Source organism: Clostridium sp. chh4-2 (assembly GCF_002899675.1).
GTDB lineage: Bacteria > Bacillota > Clostridia > Lachnospirales > Lachnospiraceae > CHH4-2.
This window is the reverse complement of record NZ_PKUU01000002.1, coordinates 132,901-151,076: the sequence shown is the minus strand read 5'-3', so window position 1 is coordinate 151,076 and position 18,176 is coordinate 132,901. Positions and strand designations below refer to the sequence as shown.

At 40.1% G+C, this 18,176-nt stretch carries 13 protein-coding genes; all 13 read right to left on the bottom strand.

Annotated elements, in window-relative coordinates; translation table 11 throughout:
* Nucleotides 1-40: 40 nt before the first annotated feature.
* The 13 genes from C0033_RS02535 to guaA all read right to left on the bottom strand — a co-directional run bounded on the left by C0033_RS02535 (nt 41) and on the right by guaA (nt 18,142).
* Nucleotides 41-997 (bottom strand): ADP-ribosylglycohydrolase family protein, encoded by a 957-nt coding sequence (locus C0033_RS02535; protein ID WP_103226295.1) that lies wholly within the window; start codon nt 995-997, stop codon nt 41-43.
* Between the two features lie 335 nt (nt 998-1,332).
* Complete coding sequence (locus tag C0033_RS02530; protein ID WP_103226294.1) at nt 1,333-2,019, bottom strand: hypothetical protein; 687 nt, start codon at nt 2,017-2,019, stop codon at nt 1,333-1,335.
* A gap of 440 nt (nt 2,020-2,459) precedes the next feature.
* A complete protein-coding gene (locus tag C0033_RS02525) occupies nt 2,460-3,503 on the bottom strand; it encodes a LacI family DNA-binding transcriptional regulator (protein ID WP_103226293.1) in 1,044 nt (347 codons plus the stop codon).
* Nucleotides 3,504-3,641: 138 nt separating this feature from the next.
* On the bottom strand, nt 3,642-5,603 hold the full coding sequence (locus C0033_RS02520) for an alpha-amylase family protein (protein WP_180994529.1): 1,962 nt from the start codon (nt 5,601-5,603) through the stop codon (nt 3,642-3,644).
* 68 nt (nt 5,604-5,671) lie between these two features.
* Complete coding sequence (locus C0033_RS02515) at nt 5,672-6,619, bottom strand: ABC transporter ATP-binding protein (RefSeq protein WP_103226291.1); 948 nt, start codon at nt 6,617-6,619, stop codon at nt 5,672-5,674.
* Nucleotides 6,616-7,599, bottom strand: coding sequence for an ABC transporter ATP-binding protein (locus tag C0033_RS02510; protein WP_147737672.1), 984 nt, complete (start codon nt 7,597-7,599; stop codon nt 6,616-6,618). Before C0033_RS02510 ends, C0033_RS02515 begins: the two co-directional genes overlap by 4 nt.
* Before the next feature lie 7 nt (nt 7,600-7,606).
* Nucleotides 7,607-8,506 carry an ABC transporter permease gene (locus C0033_RS02505; RefSeq protein ID WP_242984392.1) on the bottom strand — a complete coding sequence of 300 codons (900 nt, stop codon included), beginning with the start codon at nt 8,504-8,506 and terminating at the stop codon, nt 7,607-7,609.
* Between the two features lie 10 nt (nt 8,507-8,516).
* Nucleotides 8,517-9,440, bottom strand: coding sequence for an ABC transporter permease (locus C0033_RS02500; RefSeq protein WP_103226290.1), 924 nt, complete (start codon nt 9,438-9,440; stop codon nt 8,517-8,519).
* A 62-nt stretch (nt 9,441-9,502) separates the two neighbouring features.
* Complete coding sequence (locus tag C0033_RS02495; protein WP_180994528.1) at nt 9,503-11,098, bottom strand: ABC transporter substrate-binding protein; 1,596 nt, start codon at nt 11,096-11,098, stop codon at nt 9,503-9,505.
* 28 nt (nt 11,099-11,126) lie between these two features.
* Complete coding sequence (locus C0033_RS02490) at nt 11,127-12,374, bottom strand: amidohydrolase family protein (RefSeq protein WP_103226288.1); 1,248 nt, start codon at nt 12,372-12,374, stop codon at nt 11,127-11,129.
* A 1,074-nt stretch (nt 12,375-13,448) separates the two neighbouring features.
* Nucleotides 13,449-15,020, bottom strand: a complete 1,572-nt coding sequence (locus tag C0033_RS02485) for an N-6 DNA methylase (RefSeq protein WP_103226287.1) — start codon at nt 15,018-15,020, stop codon at nt 13,449-13,451.
* A 75-nt stretch (nt 15,021-15,095) separates the two neighbouring features.
* Nucleotides 15,096-15,986 (bottom strand): hypothetical protein, encoded by an 891-nt coding sequence (locus tag C0033_RS02480; protein ID WP_103226286.1) that lies wholly within the window; start codon nt 15,984-15,986, stop codon nt 15,096-15,098.
* 614 nt (nt 15,987-16,600) lie between these two features.
* On the bottom strand, nt 16,601-18,142 hold the full coding sequence (guaA, locus tag C0033_RS02475; protein WP_103226462.1) for a glutamine-hydrolyzing GMP synthase: 1,542 nt from the start codon (nt 18,140-18,142) through the stop codon (nt 16,601-16,603).
* Nucleotides 18,143-18,176: the final 34 nt, after the last annotated feature.

The window sequence follows — 18,176 nt, the reverse complement described above, 5'->3', positions numbered from 1 at the left end:
CAGCCCTTCATTAATTATAGAGTAAAAACTACGTGAATTTTTACTTACATTTTACACCATTCTCTAAAAACTCATTGCAAAGTTGATTTATGTACTGTTTTTTTGCAACCGCCTCCAGCCACTCTGATGGTATCGCATTTATTCCGTAATACATCCCTGCAATCCCACCGGCAACTGCGCCCACAGTATCCGTATCGTCGCCAAGATTTACGGCCTTCAATACACATGCTTTGTAGGAATCCGTATTTAATAAACACCATACCGCCGCTTCCAATGTATCCACCACGTAGCCGCTGCTCCTGATCTCATCTTCCGGAAGGTTCGAAAAATTATCCAGGTCTTTTAACCGGCTGTATCTGCTAACCTGATCCATCTGCACATCCTCATAGTATTCAAATGCTTCCCGGATTCCTTCTGATATGCATTCGGTTAGCGTCAGGCTTGTGGATATTATCTTCATTGCAATTCTCACATAGATTCCGCAGCCAATGAGGCTGATTGGATGTCTATGTGTTAAAGCGGATACTTTATGAATGACTTCCATCTGAAAACTGATATCCTTACACTCATGGCTGCTAAGATAATAGGCAATTGGCAGAATACGCATTAAAGATCCATTGCCGTTTTCATATTCAGACGCTCCGCCGCAATCCAGGGGATTCATTCCCCTTCCGTAATTCATGATTGCTTTTCTTGTAGAATTTCCAATATCAAAAACTTCCCCTGTAGCCGTATAATCACCATACATACACCAATTGGAAAATCGTTTCATTATATCATCGTAATCCACCTTTTTGCATACAGAGAGACTGTCCAATAACGCTAATGTTAAACTCGTATCATCGGACCATACGCCTCTTGGCTGATAATGTGTGCCATATTCCCTCATAGATGTCACAGGATTTCCTGCTATCTCTCTCCGGGATTTAAATTCTACCGGAACGCCTAATGCGTCACCTACGGCAAGTCCTATTATTCCATCGCATACACCCTTCATATTCTTTACCTCCAGACTTAAAACTCTTTATCTTTTAGTGAAACCTATTATCTGCATTCTGTATAGATAAAATATGCTGCCGTAAATACCCCGGCTGCCACTGCGAAATATAAATTTTCCTTTTTTGTGAATCCAAGATGTAATACTTTATTTCTAATCCACATACACAGATAACCTGCACAAAAACCTAATATAAGCATTCCTATTATCTTAATAATAAAACTAAGGATAAATATGCGTTTCACTCCCCTTTTTACATGACCCAATCATTCCATATCAATCCTCCATATTTGATAGGAACTTTTTACAAAATACTTTAACCGCTATGCATTCAATCAGCTTAACGATCTGGACAAAAAATCTCTCAGCATCTCCTTTAAATATTCATGAGGAGGATCGCTTAATCCTAAAACGGCCTCAAAAATCACAGTTCCATCGGTAAATCTTGGAACCCTGCTGCCATCATTCACATACATTAAAATATCCGTTTCTCCCTTATCCGCATGACCGCTTGCCCCTCCATAATAAGTGGTTTTGCTCTGATTACTGGAACCGACTAATACGGCATTTACCGTAATCGAATTAAGAAACCGATCCTTTGTTAAAAGACTTAACGTTTCACTCTTAAAATCAAATGATGCATCCTCATTAATCCCGAAGAAGAACATCATTTTTCGATGATCCGGCTTATCAGCAATCGTAATCGATAGTTTTTTAAATTTCCTCGTGCTTAACAGTTCCAAATAAAACTCATCTATTATATCTGTGGAACCAGAAGGATTCATCTTCCCAGTTAAGCCTTTAAAATATCCAATATATACCCGATCGCCCGGAGGTACAATTTCCTTAAACTTTGTCACAAATGTATTTACAGATGTCATCCGCCCCATATAACCAGGTGACGATAAAATATTATTTTTTCCCTTATAGTACTCCATACAGTTTTTCAGACTTCTAATAATTTTGAATTCCGATGGTTCACCTGCTACCTTCGGTATATAAATCAGCTGCAGTTTGCTCATACGATCCCCTTTGTAGTATAATAATTTTTATCCGGCACTGCTGTGTATCCCTATTCCATAACCCCCCCGCTTCCAAAGCAAAGTTTATAAACGAAAACAATTTAATACTCACTTGAAGTTATTATAGCATACATAAAACCTATTTACATCCTCATAAATATGCACTAAGGCGTAATCGAAATACACAATCAGTTACTGGTTTTATCCTGTCCACCGCTGTTTAATTGTAGCCATCATCGATCTTTTGCTCATTCAGTAAACCATTCAAATCAATTTTTGCACAATATCTGTATCAGATATAAAAACAGCTCTAAGTCAAGTAATGAAATCTGCTTCATTACTTGGCTTAGAGCCTTATTCTCATGAGTTAACATCACTTGCCTTTGAATATCATAAAAATCTGCAATTGCAACCAATTCTCCACTCACCTATTTTATAGATTATTTTCCTTTCGGCAACTTTTTTCTCGCCATTCCAAGTGATTCATCAAAGTGAAACTCATGTATAATTTCAATATCCTCCAACGCTTTTTGAGGATTATCAATGCGTTTAATCAGCATATCTAAAGCCTTCAGCATCATATCCGTCTCATCAACCGAAATTATCGCCAATCTTGGTTTACAATACTGCCAAATCTCTGATCCGCTGTAAGCAACTATGGAAACATCCTCCGGCACCTGGTAACCTCTCTCCTGTAAACGGTTCATCATACCTATGGCTACTTTGTCATAAAAGCACAGAAAAACTGTAGGCAAATGAGTTTTCAAAGACAGCCAGGTATCTACGGCATTTTCACCAGCATAAAGGGATTCGCTATCGACTTCTAATATATTATCATCAGACAAACAGATGCCCACATCAGAAAGTTTCTCCCGGAACGTTTGAATCCGCTCTTCCCTTATGCTGGGCGTTCCGTCCTTTTGGTATAAACATCTTACTACAATCCCCACTTCTGTATGCCTGTACTTATGCAGCTGTTCCGCAAGATTCTGAAATGCTTTATCCGCAGTGACAATAATATTTTCATAAGCCCGGTCATACCGTTTAAACACAACACAAGGAGTTCCAGTTTTTGCCAGTTTAACAAAGTGACTGCTTCTATCCGGCGCATAGTCGGCATATACAACCACTCCATCTACTTTATACTTGATGAAATATTCTACAGCCTGTCTTTCCTTTTCAATATCCATATCCGCTACTGCCAAAAGCACAATATATCCTCTTTCAGCCGCTTCCTTGGTAAATTCATTAACCGCGTCACCGCGTCCTCCGCTGTCGCTATAAGATACAATCAGTCCGATGATATGGGTTCTTGATGTTATCATGGCGCTTGCCAAAGGGTTGGGAGAAAAACCAAGTTCATCTGCAACCTGCATAATACGGTCTCTTGTTTTGGCTGCAACGCGCTCCGGATGTCTAAAAGCATTGGATACTGTTCCAATAGACACATTTGCCTGGCTTGCAACTTTTTTTATATCAACCATTTTGCCCCCTTACTCATTAAAGAACAACATATTTTTATAATCATATCATTCCGACTCTTTCATTGCAATAAATATGTAAAATTCTTCCATTTCCATCTTACAGCACTATAACCAAAGTACAAAAATGTCAACTCACTTTCAGCGTTTTAAAGAAACATCTACCGCCTCGATCTCCCTCAATTCCTGAACTTCAAAGTACACGCATCCATCCTTCCACTGAAACGGAAATTTAGCACCAGTTAAAAGAGATACCAGATTTTCCGGCTCATTATCTAACGGAACACGCAGCCTAATTCCCCCAACTGTTACAGGTTCAAAAAAGGAGCGTCCGAAATGACCGGTTCCATTTACAAGATGTATCATTGCATGAGTATGGGATAAGTCATATCCTCGGGTTACCTCGACCATTGGAGTGAATTCTTCAGCTTCCACATTTTGAATTCCCACTACATTAATCAGAAGGTCCTTCATAAAAAAGAACGTATTATCATATCCCTCCTGGTAATAAAGTTTCCCCGGCAGCCATGGAATGTAAACAGCCTGTCCTAAACCATAGGAATGAACTGCAAAACCAGGTAAATCCGTACTATGAGTAAAATAGCATCTTTCCGGAGGACCATACGGATGTGGAGGGATGAGTTTTAAATACCTTTGTACCTCATCCTTATACTGCATATAGATATACTCATCACCAAAACATAATACCTCGGTTTCTGCTAAAGAAGGAAACAGATCCTTTTCATCAGTGCAAATTTGAAACATAGCTGACCGCATATCATTCCTCGAATAATCTCTCGATAATATCCCCATACTCTCAAACGGCATACCATCTCGCTCTCTGCTATCTTCATCATAAATACCGGTGTGTCCTGTAACGATAAGATGCCCTCCAATTTTTACATACTCATCTATGATTGCCGCCAATGATCCGCAAATTGTTGAAACCTCAGCAAAAACTACTGCCTTAAACCTGGAAATATCCTCTATTGAAGTTATATATTCCGGAGCAGCTTCTTCCAAAAGAATATGGCTTTCTGTAAGGGCACGAATCCACCCGCATGCTTCAGATGTTCCCCCATATCCTCCGGATCTTACAAGAAGGACATCCCCTCTTATCTTCATATTCTTATATTCTTTTTCATGTTCCTTCATATAGTGGAAGACTTTTTTTACACTTTTAAATCCGCTTCTGTCTTTATGGTTGTCCAGACGGCCAATTAAGTAATAATCAAGTCCACCGTAATTTGCCACATCCTGCCACATTCTCAAACTCTGCATATATGAGCTAACTGCCACATGCCTGTAGTAAAACCCGATAAAATCTACTGCCGCATTGCTGCAAACATTCCAAGGTCTAAGAGATGTTTCACATCTGGCCACTGAAGAGGAATTATACATCCATTGCGGCCCTTCCCGCCGATACTCCGTGTTCGATTCAACCCGTGAAAAATCTTCACCTTCCACAGCAATCTCATCATTTATCTTTTTGAGCATATCCTTCATTCGTACATGGGTTGATGAGATAATCCCTTTTTGAAACAATATGTATTTTCTATATACCGGATCACTCATCTCTTCTTTGTCAGGAAGTTCCAGCCCATACTGTTCTCTAAATATCCGTTTGCAGTTATCGCAATGGCAGATGTCATAATGGTTATAACTGTAATCTTTTTGCTGGAAACCTCCCATATTAATAAATACACCATCAATAGGAAGTTTTTCCGCCGCTTCTTTCATAATCTCAAATGCCTTCTTCTGTTGGAATCCTCCACAGGGGCACATATGAACATCTCCGTTATAATCGATAATATTACCTTTTTTAGTACGGTATGCCCAATCGGGATGTTTTTCATACACTGACCTTCTGGCCTTGGAGAAATCCATTCTGGCAATAACTTTTATATCCGCTTCATGGCACCTATCCATTATTTTCTTGAGAGAATCCCCTGTAAGACATCTGCTGATTGTATGATCCTCTACCTCTGATGGAAAACTGGCCAGTATCCCGCCAGTATTTATCATCACTACTGTGGCTCCAAACTCTTTCAGTTGATCAACATATGTGTCTGCATCGATATCAATCATATCGATCTCTCTCATATTTGTTTGTATCAGCCTCCACGGCCTCTCATTCCACCAATAACTCATGTATTTGCCTTGAACCTTTCCTATATAATACAACTCACCCAATGTCCCGGGGATATCTCCCTGGGTTCGATATCTGCGCTGGTACATTTTTCTGTAGCATACTGACATCTTGGGGCGAATCTGCACCCGGGTTTTAAATTAACCGGGCTGGTCACCTCTCCTTTTAGGAGAATTCTCTCCCTTCCCCGCGCACTGAGATCCGGCATTGGAATTGCCGACAACAGGCCTTTCGTATATGGATGTACCGGATTAGCAAACAGTTCTTCTGTTTGAGCATATTCAACCATTGTCCCCATATACATAACCATAATATCATTACTGATATGTTTAACCACACTGAGATTATGGGTAATAAAGAGATAAGCAATTCCCTTTTCTTTCTGCAAATCCATCATCAGGTTTAGAATCTGCGCCTGGATTGATACATCCAAAGCCGATACCGGTTCATCACAAACAATAAACTGAGGGGTCGGCGCCAGCGCCCGGGCAATTCCAACTCTCTGTCTGCGCCCCCCATCAAGTTCATGTGGATAGGCGTTGATATAGCGCATAGGAAGCCCCACCGAATCCATCAATTCTTCCGTCTTATGGTCTAATTCAGCCTTCCCTTTCGCCATACCAAATGTAGTCAGCTGTTCTCTTATAATATTTCCTATTGTCATTCTCGGATCTAACGATGCATAAGGGTCCTGAAATACAATCTGCATATTAGCACACATGATTAACCGCTGGCGTGCGTTTAATTTCAATATGCTTTTGCCATTGTAAAGTATATCGCCGCCGGTCGCCTCATGAAGCCGTATAAGGGTTCTTCCAAGCGTAGATTTTCCGCATCCTGATTCTCCTACGACTCCCAATGTCTTTCCCGCTTCCAGATTAAAGCTGATATCATCTACCGCATGCAGAGAACCTGCTGGTGTCTTAAAATATTTCTTGAGGTGTTTTACTTCAATAAGCGGTACACTCATATCTCGATCTCTCCCTTCTGGAATCTATAGCATTTGATTCCATGGCCATTACTCAGTGTGTAGATATCAGGCGATTCCAATCTGCATTTGTCCGTACAATAATCACAGCGGTCTGCGAATTTGCATCCCCGTGGAAGATCCGTCGGGTCTGCCATGTAGCCTTTTATCGGCGTAAGCCGTTCCGTTTTCTCAAGAACATTAACAATACACTTGAACAACCCTTCCGTATAGGGATGATTAAATTTTTTTGAAAAAATATCCTCAACCGAACCGTATTCTATAATCTCCCCACAGTATTCTACAGCAACTCTGTCACAGAACTCAGCTACAATCCCTAAATCGTGGGTAATCAGCAGCATAGCGGTATTCAGTTCGGTTCTCAAATTACTCATCAATGCCAGTATTTGCGCCTGAATTGTTACATCAAGAGCCGTTGTCGGCTCATCGGCAATTAAAAGCTCCGGCTCACATACTAGAGAAATAGCAATTACCACCCGTTGTTTCATACCGCCTGAAAATTGATGCGGATAATCATTCTTTCTGGATGGTGGAATTCCTACCATTTGGAGAACTTGTTCTACCCGCCTCCATTTCTCCTTCTCATCCATTTGCGGATGATGAAGTTTCAAGACCTCATAAATCTGTTTGCCTATAGTCATAGTGGGATTCAAGCTGGTCATAGGATCTTGAAATATCATGGATATACGGCGCCCCCGTAGTTTCTGCATCCGAAGATTATCAGAATCTGTTACGTTAATATCATCAAAACAGATGCTCCCCTTTATAATTTCACCAAAATCGGCCGGAAGAAGCTTCATAATACTTAGGGCTAGTGTAGATTTTCCCGCTCCTGTCTCACCCACAAGTCCTACCACTTCTCCACGGTTAATATCCAGGTTGATGCCATTAAGGGCATATACATCAGCCCCGTCCGTATGATACCGCACGTGCAGATCTCTTACTGTCAATAAATTTCCCATAATTGCCTCACTTTCTAGTTCTGGGGTCAAATGCATCCCGAAGGCCGTCTCCGATGAAATTTAAGCTCATCACAGCAAGTCCGATGGCAGCGCCCGGTATAATACCCAAATAGACATAATTACGGATAAACTGCCGGTTTTCCGACAAGATTGTTCCCCATTCCGGTGTGGGAGGAGTAATTCCGATACCCAGGAATCCAAGACTTGCAATGCTCATAATAACTGTACCAAGAGACAAGGTAGCATTGATAATAATAGGTCCGATACAATTGGGCAGAATATGCTTTATAATAATCTTAACGGAATTTTGTCCGCCGCTGCGGGCAGCCTCAATAAACTCCTGATTTTTCACCGATAACGTGGCTGAACGAACCATTCTAGCCCCTCCTGGAATAGATGTTATCGTGATGGCTATTAAAAGCTTGGAAATACCTGTTCCCAAAGCTGCCACAATAGCCATGGACAAGAGCAAGGAAGGAACTGCCATAAAGATATCCAATACGCGCATAATCACATTGTCAATTCTTCCGCCCTTATATCCGGCCAATCCTCCCAAGGCACAGCTGATTAAAAGCGATAAAGCCACTGAGGCCAAGCCGGCAAATAGAGAAATGCGGCCGCCATAAACAATACGGGCAAACAGGTCTCTGCCATATTGGTCCGTACCAAATATATGTTCCCGTCCAGGCCCCATAAAACGTTTCGCTATATTCATAGTCGTAACGCCGGCATAATCAATGTAAAGGGGTGCTGTTAAAATTAAAAGCATATAGATAATCATGATAGCCAGACCTATCATAGCCAGTTTATTTTTTTTGTATCTCCTCCATATGAGCTCGCTCTGAGAAACCCCGATGGTACTTTTTAATGCCCCGATTTGTTCCTTCTTTTTCTTATTTTTCTTCACTTTTATCACCTCACCCCAGCTTTACCCGTGGATCTGCCCATGCATACATCAAGTCTGTAAACAGATTGACCACGCAGATCATGATCGACATAAATACCAAAACTCCCATTACCACAGGCACATCCCGGGATCGTACAGCAGTTGTTAAGTAAGCTCCTACTCCAGGCATGGAAAAGACTGTTTCAGTAACTACACTGCCTCCCAGAACTCTTGCAAAAGATATTCCCACCTGTGTGATTACCGGCATCATACCATTACGGATCACATGATTCATCACTGTGTAAGTTTCGCTTGCGCCTTTCGCACGGCTGGTTCGTACATAGTCCTGGCTAAGGACATCAAGCATACTAGATCGCGTCATGCGCAGTTTTGCGCCAAGCGACGCAGTACACAATGTCAAAGCAGGAAGGATATAGCTTCGAAATCCTGCATCCACACCTGTCGCAGGCAGCCAGCCAAGCTTAATTGAAAATAACACCTGGGCCAGCAGGGCAACCCAAAATATAGGCAGGGAACAGAACAGCAGCGCTAAAACAAGTGAAATATAGTCGATAGGTTTATGCTGCCGGACGGCAGCCACTACCCCCAAAAGTATTCCTATAAATGTAGAAAGGCAAATAGACAGTCCGCCCAAAGTCAAGGTAACAGGAGCCCGATGCAAAAACTCTTGCAGAACTTCCCCTCCTGTAATCCAGGATTTACCAAAATCTCCTTTAACCAGGTTTTTTAAATAATTTCCATACTGCACTATTACCGGTTTATCTAATCCCAATTCAACTCTCTTCTCCTGTAACTCCTGCTCTGTAGCTTCATTGCCAAGGATAAGCACTGCAGCATCACCAGGAGCAAATGACATGATGATGTAGACAAACAGGGTAATTCCTATAATAATAGGTATCAACATAAGCAGCCTTTTCATTATATATTTCAGCAAATTCGCTGCACCTCCTTTTTATTAATGCCCGGCCGAATGGCCGGACATTATCCACCTCCCAGTTAAAGTTTCCAACACCAATCCTTGAAATTAAACATCTTCAGCATATGTATCTTCACCCCATCTAAATTTTTGTTGTAGGCAACTGTAACTACATCGTAGAATAAGGTTACTTCCATCGCTTCATCCGTAATAAGATTCACCAGCTTCGTATATGCATCAACACGTTCTTCAAGTGTTTTTCCAGCTCGTCCTGCTTCACAGTACTCATTAAGTTCATCTTGATATTGGTATCTGCTGAGCGTAGTTGCAGGGCCAAAGGTACCATACATAAGATCGCTGTCAACCAATGAACTGAGACCATTCTGCATTGCAATATCAAATTCGCCTGAATTAACCATTTCATTTAAGGTAGAAGTATCGAGCGGGTTTACCTCCACATTAATGCCCAGTTCATAGCATTGGGCCTGGAAAATATTAGCCGCCTTCTCGTTGCTTGTACCAGAGGCTACGACCAGACTTAATTTCTCGCCATTATAAGAAGATGCTTCGAGATACTCTTTTGCTTTTTCAATATTTTCTTCCACAACATGATAATCGGTTGGACGGGCTGTATACCCGGTTGGTATACAAATATCCGCTATTTCTCCATACCCTTCATTTACCGCATCCAAAATATCCTGACGATTAACTAAACTTTGAATCGCTTTACGCAGATTGAGATCGGATGTCACCCTATTATCCGCCACATTGAGTGTTGCATAAACCCTGGATGCGCTGTTTCCCCATATCCATTCGATGTTATCATCATTCAGCATGACAAGTGAAGTGAGCTGTGGAGTGATCATCGCATCAATCTCTCCTGATTCAAGGGCAATCATTTGTGTATTTGCATCCGTTATATATTTAATACATATATTTTTTATCTTGGCTTTACCGTCCCAATAATCTTCAAATGCTTCTAAAGTTGTTGATGCACCAACCTCTCTGCCCGCCAGTTTATAAGGTCCACTGCCAATAGGATCTGCCTCATAAGCATCAATCGTTCCGCCAATGGCTTCAAAATGAGATTTATCCGCAATATAGGCTGCCCTCGCACACAAGCAGTTGAGGAATGGGGCAAATGGAGCAGACAGCGTCATTTTAACTGTATAATTATCTACTGCCTCTGCATGTTCAAAATTCCCCAGCATAAAAGAACCTGCATCACCATTTTCGCGCGAATAATTAAGAGACCACGCCACATCCTCCGCGGTTAGTTCTTCTCCATTGTGAAATAGAACTCCCTCTTTAATTTTGATTGTATATTCCAAACCATCCTGCGATATATCATAGGACTCTGCCAGTTTAGGCACTACTTTCATATTTTCATCATAAGCAAATAATGTATCATAAAGGTTAGCTAAAGAGATCGCCGATCCTGAAGACGAACGCCATGGTGTAGTAAACTGGTCATAATTGTATCCTACATTCAGCGTATCTTTTGCTGAACTTCCCTGTTCACCGTTCCCCGTCTCTCCGCTTGCAGAGCTCTTAGTGGTTTCCACGTTCTGATTTGAGCCCGGCTCATTTCCGTTTGAGCCTGAACATGCAGTAAGCCCTGTAACCATAGCTATAGTGAGAACAATTGACATTAAACTTTTAAATTTTATTTTCATAGATATCTCCTCCTGAAATATTTTGGTTTTATTCTTTTTTATAAACCTTTCCATCTTTCATAATAAGCTTTATATTTTTAGACTCATTAAACAGATATAAATCATGAACCGGGTCTCCATCAACAAGTAAAATGTCAGCATAGGAACCTTTTTCAATTGTGCCAATATATCCTTCCGGATATGGATTCTGATAAGTACAAAGCTCAAAAAGCCTTTTAGCATTGCCAGTCGCCATTCTCAGACCATTCAAAGCTCCGAAACGTTCCTGATAAGTATATAGCTGTTTGGGAGGATCTGCGGTACCGTCTGTACCAAATATAATGTGATCCAGATTATATTTATTAATTAACTCCGATTGTTTTTTTAGCGCATCTTCAAAATTCTCTACAAAATACCTTTTGTTTGGCGGCATTCGGGACATATTTTCCCTAAGCCCCTCCGGGAAACTATTCGGGCAGGGGCAAATCCATCCTCCAATATCCGCAATCATCTTTGAAGAATCCTCATCCATAAAAGAGGCATGCTCAAAACTGAGAATTCCAGCCTTGGCTGAACGTTTAATCTGCTCCGGAGTATACAAATGTGCCATAACATATGTGCCGTAATCTCTAGCCAAACCTACAATTAATTTCTGTTCCTCCAGTGTAAATTGCAGCGTTTCGATTGGGTCCATAACAGTAGACATACCGCCTCCGGTCATCAATTTTATCTGTGATGCTCCCAAAAAGAACTGTTCACGAACCACCTTAGATATTTCACCCGCTCCATCACAAGTTGTCATGATTCCAGCTCTCATAAAAGGAGACGTTGGCCCAAGTATTGTATTAATTTCTGCATGATTTGTCCTACAATCAGCATGGCCACAGGTCTGTGATAACGCTGCATTGGATGGAAAAATACGTGGCCCGTCAATAATTCCGTCATCTATTCCTTTTTTCAAACCATAAATCAGACTTCCCGCATCTCGAACTGTCGTAATTCCGTTTAAAAGAAGATCATGTGCCCTTCTTACGGAATGCACCACAATCTCGTCCTCCCTCATTTGATCGCGTTCCAATTTACTGGAAAAAGCAGTAAGATGTCCATGGCCCTCGACAAGCCCCGGAATTGCAGTCAATCCTTTTGCATCGATTACTTCAGCAAATCCCTCTTCCTGAACCTCACTTGTAGTTACTGTTTCTATCAAATTACCATCAATTACAATAGACGCATGTTTCTTAATCTCAGCTGAAAAGCCATCAAAAACATCTGCGTTTTTAATTAAGATTCTTTTCATAACTGACCCCCCTTCTTCAATTTTAAGATGCTGGTACACAATCTCTAAAAAAATAAAACGTTTTAATTTTATTTTATTTTAACAGAATGATTTTAATGATTCAATATAATATATTAATAAAAAAGTGGTATTTTTTTAGTATATATGTATATATTTCATTTATTTTTATTATTTAATCGTTTTAATTACTGATATGAATTCATCACTAATAACACAAAACAAAAACGACAAACCATCAAAACTACTAGTTATTTACCCTGTAATTGTATCAATTTGTCTTGCATTACTTTGCTCTGTTTTCAATCAAACTTTTCGTTCAATGTTACCAATAATAATAGGCTGAATTTCAAACTAAATAAAAATACAAAAAAAGACCTGGATACACTGATTTATCAGCAGCCAAGTCTTCGTCTTTGTAAGGGGTAACAACATTCTCTATTTTACAGTCAACTATATTCTAAAACGTATTTATCATATTTTATTACATTTCACACCTTTATGCTTGTAATGAGATAAAATTCTGGTGTTTGACAAATGCTTTCAATATTATCTTAGTCGGAATAATCATTTGGAATTTGGTCAAGAGCACAAGCAAAATGGATTTATTAAATGGAAATTTATTTGCAGAAAAACTGAAAAAACTCACCTTAAAAAACCAGTCGGAGCCGACTTGCATTTTTCGGCAGTGAGTGTATAATAATTTTAAAGAGCAACCGCCCACAAGGTGGAAGCCCCAGGAGAGATTTATGTCCTATAAGATGGGAGGCGGGCAACTGTCATGGACTCCAAAAACACCTCTACTTTTTATAATGTGTACCGGCTGGGTAAAAAATCCCGGAAACCCTTATTTTTACTAGGGTTCCAGGATTTAGGCAATTATTCAAACCTGCTCTTATTGGGTTTTTCTTATATAATTCTATTAGGACGATTTAGCACAAATTATTTTAGTTTTTTCCATTGTCCATAAGTGATAGGCTATCCAATTTTCTGTTGTCATAGGGTTAGGGCTATTTTTGCTTTACAATGCCGTATCTACTTGCATCATTTTCGTTTTATCATAGGCAATGTTCATATTCATTTCTCATAAATCTCACCAATAATAAAGTTTATTTCTTTGTGCAAGCAATCAGCAGCATCATACTCCATAGATTCTTCTAATGATATCAATTCACGAACCTTAGAAATAATCTCACTCAGAACTTCTTGAGTTGGCTCAATATATGGTAATTGCCTTATATAATTTGCTGAATTGTTAGCAGTTGGATTTATTGTGTGAATCAAATTATTAATAGCGTCAGAATTCATAAGTGCTAATAAATAATATAATTTTGAATTGTCTTTGGGGAAAATACCTACTATTGATTGATCAAAGACGCGATCCTGCATTAAAAAAGCTCGTATTGAACTGGACTTTACCATAGGGATACCAATACCCGTTTTGAAGTAAAACGACGAATTTTGAAATCTTGATTTCTTGTTGTTATTATAGAAATCAATTGTGTCTTGATCCCATCTAACAAACCATTCATCCTTTTGTCTAACATAACGTCGCTTAGATGCACTTTTAATATAGCGCACATATCCCTCCTTTACATCTGTGATGCCATATAGCGATGTGCAACTGAATACCTGGTCTTGTTCTACCACCTCATAGTTCTTAGCGCCTTTAACACCTTTATCAACAGCCTTAATGAATCTCAAGTTATCGCCCGTATAGAAACCAGTTACGACATCTGCTACGTCGCCAAGTTTTTTTGGACTATTAGTCAACAATGTTGAGGTTCTTGAGTCTGCTAATATTACCCGGCATTGTTCATTAGAAAGAATATCTTTTTGCATAAAAGTAAACACTTGTAAACGCTCTGGATATACAGGGGCCTTTCCTAATAATAATGCAAATTCACTTGTTGTTCTGAATCCTTGTATCACCTTAAACGTATTATTTAATGCTTCACTTTTGTTGCATCTTTCAAGTGTAATAATCGACAAATTGGAATAACCAAAACTAACTCCAGGAAAAAACTTGGATGGAAAAATAAGAATTTCATCAATTTTGGTATTTGTTAAAATCAACGTTCTCAAGCGCGAATGCATATTTAGAAACAAATATGTGTCTGGAATAATGAAAGAGAGTTTACCCTGTATTCTCAAAACAGAGATACATCTTAACAAAAATAATGAATAGGTCTCCTTAACATAATGCCCTGCAAACTTTTTTTTGAGGGCCTCTCTTTTTTTATAATCCTGCCATGCTCCATATGGAGGATTCCCAATTACCTTTGAGTAATGTCCCCCTAAAGCGCTAAACGCATCTAATTGTTTGTCAAATAATGTGTCCGTTTGCTTTAACCATAGTTGAGAAACACTATACAAATCTAATTGTTCATCCAGCAGTGTGTCCGTTTCTCTAACAACAACTGAATCAATATTTTTATACTTCTTTTTTAAAATAGAGATTGCTTCTCTATTCATCTCCAAAGCATCAATATGTACAGGATTATTGGTTTTTAAAATTTCATCAACAAATATACCTTCACCCGCAGATGGCTCGAGTATTACATCATTATTAACAATCCCAAGTTTTGCAATCATATATGATGTAATATCTTTTGAATCTGTATAGTAAGAACAAAACGTATCTCTCATTGATATATCTCCCTCAAATTTCAGCTTAAGTATTAGCTTAAGAAATATCTTAAGGAAAATTGTATCATGTGGATATTACCATGTCAAGTACTTCAAAAGATCATTTTTTTGCAAGTGTTGCTTAAATTCTTCACTTATGTCATTTGGCCAATCTACATTGTCATCAAGCCATTTTCTCATGTCAAATCCAGTAAAAGTTTTCATCGCTGCATATCCATCATCTGCACAGTACACATCCCAATATGGAGAATTTTTTAATGTTTGCAAATAGTGATTGTTCTCATCCTCGGATTGTCTAACAAACAATATTGTTTTTTCAATTTCTCCCAAAAAATTATAGATACTTGCAACGAGGAGCAGACGATTAGTATTGCCTTTCTCGTTAGAACTAAATCCACTTTTAAAATCACAATTATAGTGGATACCTCCTTGTTCAAAATGCAAATCCAACCCAAGCTTGATACCTCCGCTATCAACCATACTCCAAGGAATGTCATATTGGCGTTTTAATTCCTCTTTAATCTCATCATCCAAATCTAAACTGTCAATATAATCCGTTGCGCCACTTTTTATTCGAGTTTGTACTTTATCAAAATTTGGAGATGCAATTAATGAAAGCTCTTTTACAGGAAAATCAAATGCAAGTTTGCAAAAAGGCTCCCACAATTCTCCTATTCTACGAGCAAATGACATGTACTCATATTCCCAAACCTTATTTCGATATTCAAGCATAACAATATATGATGCATATGTCAGCAGTAAAATCTCATTTAACAAAGTCTGGTTATCCCACATATTTTTTTTCGCTATATCTTTAATGCACTTAATTTCTTGATCTCTGTATTCCTTGATGCGTTTATTGATTTCAGAAGCCTTATTGTTGCGAGTTTGCTTTGTTTTTCCAAGGTCGATTAAAATGGAATCACCGATTTTTCTAAAAATCGAAATCCACTGACTTTTTATCATAACAGTTTCCTCCTGGCAGCATAATAATTAATTGTACACTATTACAACAGTTTCCTCAATATTTCACAAGAAAATAAAATGCAACGCTTTTAGTCTCATTTTTATATAAACCGCCTGTAGAATTATTCCCACGGGCGGCATAGAGATCAACTATCTAGCGTCTTATATTCTGTTACCGTTTTAAGATAGGTTACTGGTTCAAAGTTAATACAAGCCGCTCCACATCCCTTGTGAGGTAGAGCCGCTGATCTCTTAGTCCCGTCCCGAAATGTCCAGCGTGTGTGATGTACCAGCAGGAGGCAAATGCCGCTTTCATCGGCAAAGCGTTTCAGACAGGTTGAGTTTTGTTTGGATTGGTTCTGGTTTTGAATTTCCCTTGTAAATACATTGTTTTCGGGTGCTTTCCTTTTCTCTTTTTCTTTTCTCTTTGCTCTTTCTCTATTTTGAAAACAGAGAGTGAACACAGGGCAAACGGCAGAAATTGATTGGAAAGGAAAGACGGAAAACAAAAAGCAGAAGTACCGGGATTGTTAGTCCTGATACTTCTGCTTTGTTTTTACTTTATTCTATTTTCGACCGGAACATTGAGTTGAAGCCGGTGGGATGGGAACAAATTATTCGAATTCAATCGTAGCCGGCGGCTTCCCAGTGCAGTCATACAACACCCTGTTCACGCCCTTCACCTCATTCACAATCCTCCGCGTAACCGTCCCCAGCACTTCCCAAGGAAGTTCTGCCGACTCTGCGGTCATGAAGTCTGAAGTCTGAACAGCTCTGAGCGCAATGGCATAATCATAGGTTCTTTCATCGCCCATGCAGCCAACGGAACGCATATTGGTGATCGCCGCAAAATACTGGCCTAGTCCCTTATCCACTCCGGCCTTTGCGATCTCTTCCCGGTAGATAGCATCCGCTTCCTGTACGATTCTCACCTTTTCAGGCGTTACCGCACCGATAATGCGGACGCCAAGTCCCGGACCCGGGAATGGCTGTCTGAATACCAGATACTCAGGAATTCCAAGCTCTAAACCGGCTTTCCGAACTTCATCCTTGAATAACAGGCGCAGAGGCTCGATAATTTCTTTAAAATCAACATGCTCCGGAAGACCGCCTACGTTGTGATGGGATTTAATCACAGCGGATTTGCCCAGACCTGATTCAATCACATCCGGATAAATGGTTCCCTGAACAAAATAATCAACTTTACCAATCTTTTTCGCTTCATCTTCGAATACGCGGATGAATTCTTCACCGATAATCTTACGTTTCGCTTCCGGCTCTTCCACTCCGGCCAGTTTCTTATAGAAACGATCCTGAGCATTTACACGGATGAAATTCAGGTCATACGGGCCGTTTGGACCGAATACCGCTTCCACTTCATCCCCTTCATCCTTACGTAGAAGACCGTGATCCACGAATACGCAGGTCAGCTGTTTACCCACCGCTTTTGCCAGCATAACAGCCGCTACGGAGGAATCCACGCCGCCGGACAGGGCGCACAGCACCTTGCCTGTTCCGACCTTTTCGCGGATGGCTTTGATAGAAGTTTCTACGAAAGAATCCATCTTCCAGTCACCGGAGCATCCGCATACGTCATACACGAAGTTAGAAAGCATCTTGGTGCCTTCCTGAGTATGCATAACTTCCGGATGGAACTGCACTGCGTAAAGGCCGCGCTCTCTGCATTCCATTCCTGCAACCGGACAAACCGGAGTATGGGCGGTTATTGCAAAACCTTCCGGTGCTTTCTCAATATAGTCGGTATGGCTCATCCAGCAGATTGTCTTCGGGGAAATGCCGTTGAATATCACAGCAGTTCCGTCCGTATCCACTTCCGTCTTACCGTACTCGCTGACTGGTGCAGTGGTAACTTTTCCGCCCAGCATATAAGCCATAAGCTGAGAACCATAGCAGATTCCCAGGATCGGGATGCCCAAATCAAAGATCTCTTTTTCACAGCGCGGGGAGTCTTCTCCGTATACGCTGTTTGGCCCACCTGTAAAGATGATTCCCTTTGGATTCATCTCTTTAATCTTGTCCAAACCCAATGTATATGGATGCACTTCACAATATACATTGCACTCTCTGACTCTTCTGGCAATTAACTGATTGTACTGTCCGCCAAAGTCCAGCACAATAATCATTTCTCTATCCACAAATATTCCTCCTATGTCCTCTATATGCAGCTGC

What these genes read in the sequence shown, in the direction of transcription:
- C0033_RS02535 (WP_103226295.1), bottom strand. Translation starts at nt 997, where the DNA reads ATGAAGGGTGTATGCGATGGAATAATAGGACTTGCCGTAGGTGACGCA.
- C0033_RS02510 (WP_147737672.1), bottom strand. Translation starts at nt 7,599, where the DNA reads ATGGGAAATTTATTGACAGTAAGAGATCTGCACGTGCGGTATCATACG.
- C0033_RS02530 (WP_103226294.1), bottom strand. Translation starts at nt 2,019, where the DNA reads ATGAGCAAACTGCAGCTGATTTATATACCGAAGGTAGCAGGTGAACCA.
- C0033_RS02520 (WP_180994529.1), bottom strand. Translation starts at nt 5,603, where the DNA reads ATGAGAGAGATCGATATGATTGATATCGATGCAGACACATATGTTGAT.
- C0033_RS02525 (WP_103226293.1), bottom strand. Translation starts at nt 3,503, where the DNA reads ATGGTTGATATAAAAAAAGTTGCAAGCCAGGCAAATGTGTCTATTGGA.
- C0033_RS02485 (WP_103226287.1), bottom strand. Translation starts at nt 15,020, where the DNA reads ATGAGAGATACGTTTTGTTCTTACTATACAGATTCAAAAGATATTACA.
- C0033_RS02495 (WP_180994528.1), bottom strand. Translation starts at nt 11,098, where the DNA reads ATGAAAATAAAATTTAAAAGTTTAATGTCAATTGTTCTCACTATAGCT.
- C0033_RS02480 (WP_103226286.1), bottom strand. Translation starts at nt 15,986, where the DNA reads ATGATAAAAAGTCAGTGGATTTCGATTTTTAGAAAAATCGGTGATTCC.
- C0033_RS02490 (WP_103226288.1), bottom strand. Translation starts at nt 12,374, where the DNA reads ATGAAAAGAATCTTAATTAAAAACGCAGATGTTTTTGATGGCTTTTCA.
- C0033_RS02515 (WP_103226291.1), bottom strand. Translation starts at nt 6,619, where the DNA reads ATGAGTGTACCGCTTATTGAAGTAAAACACCTCAAGAAATATTTTAAG.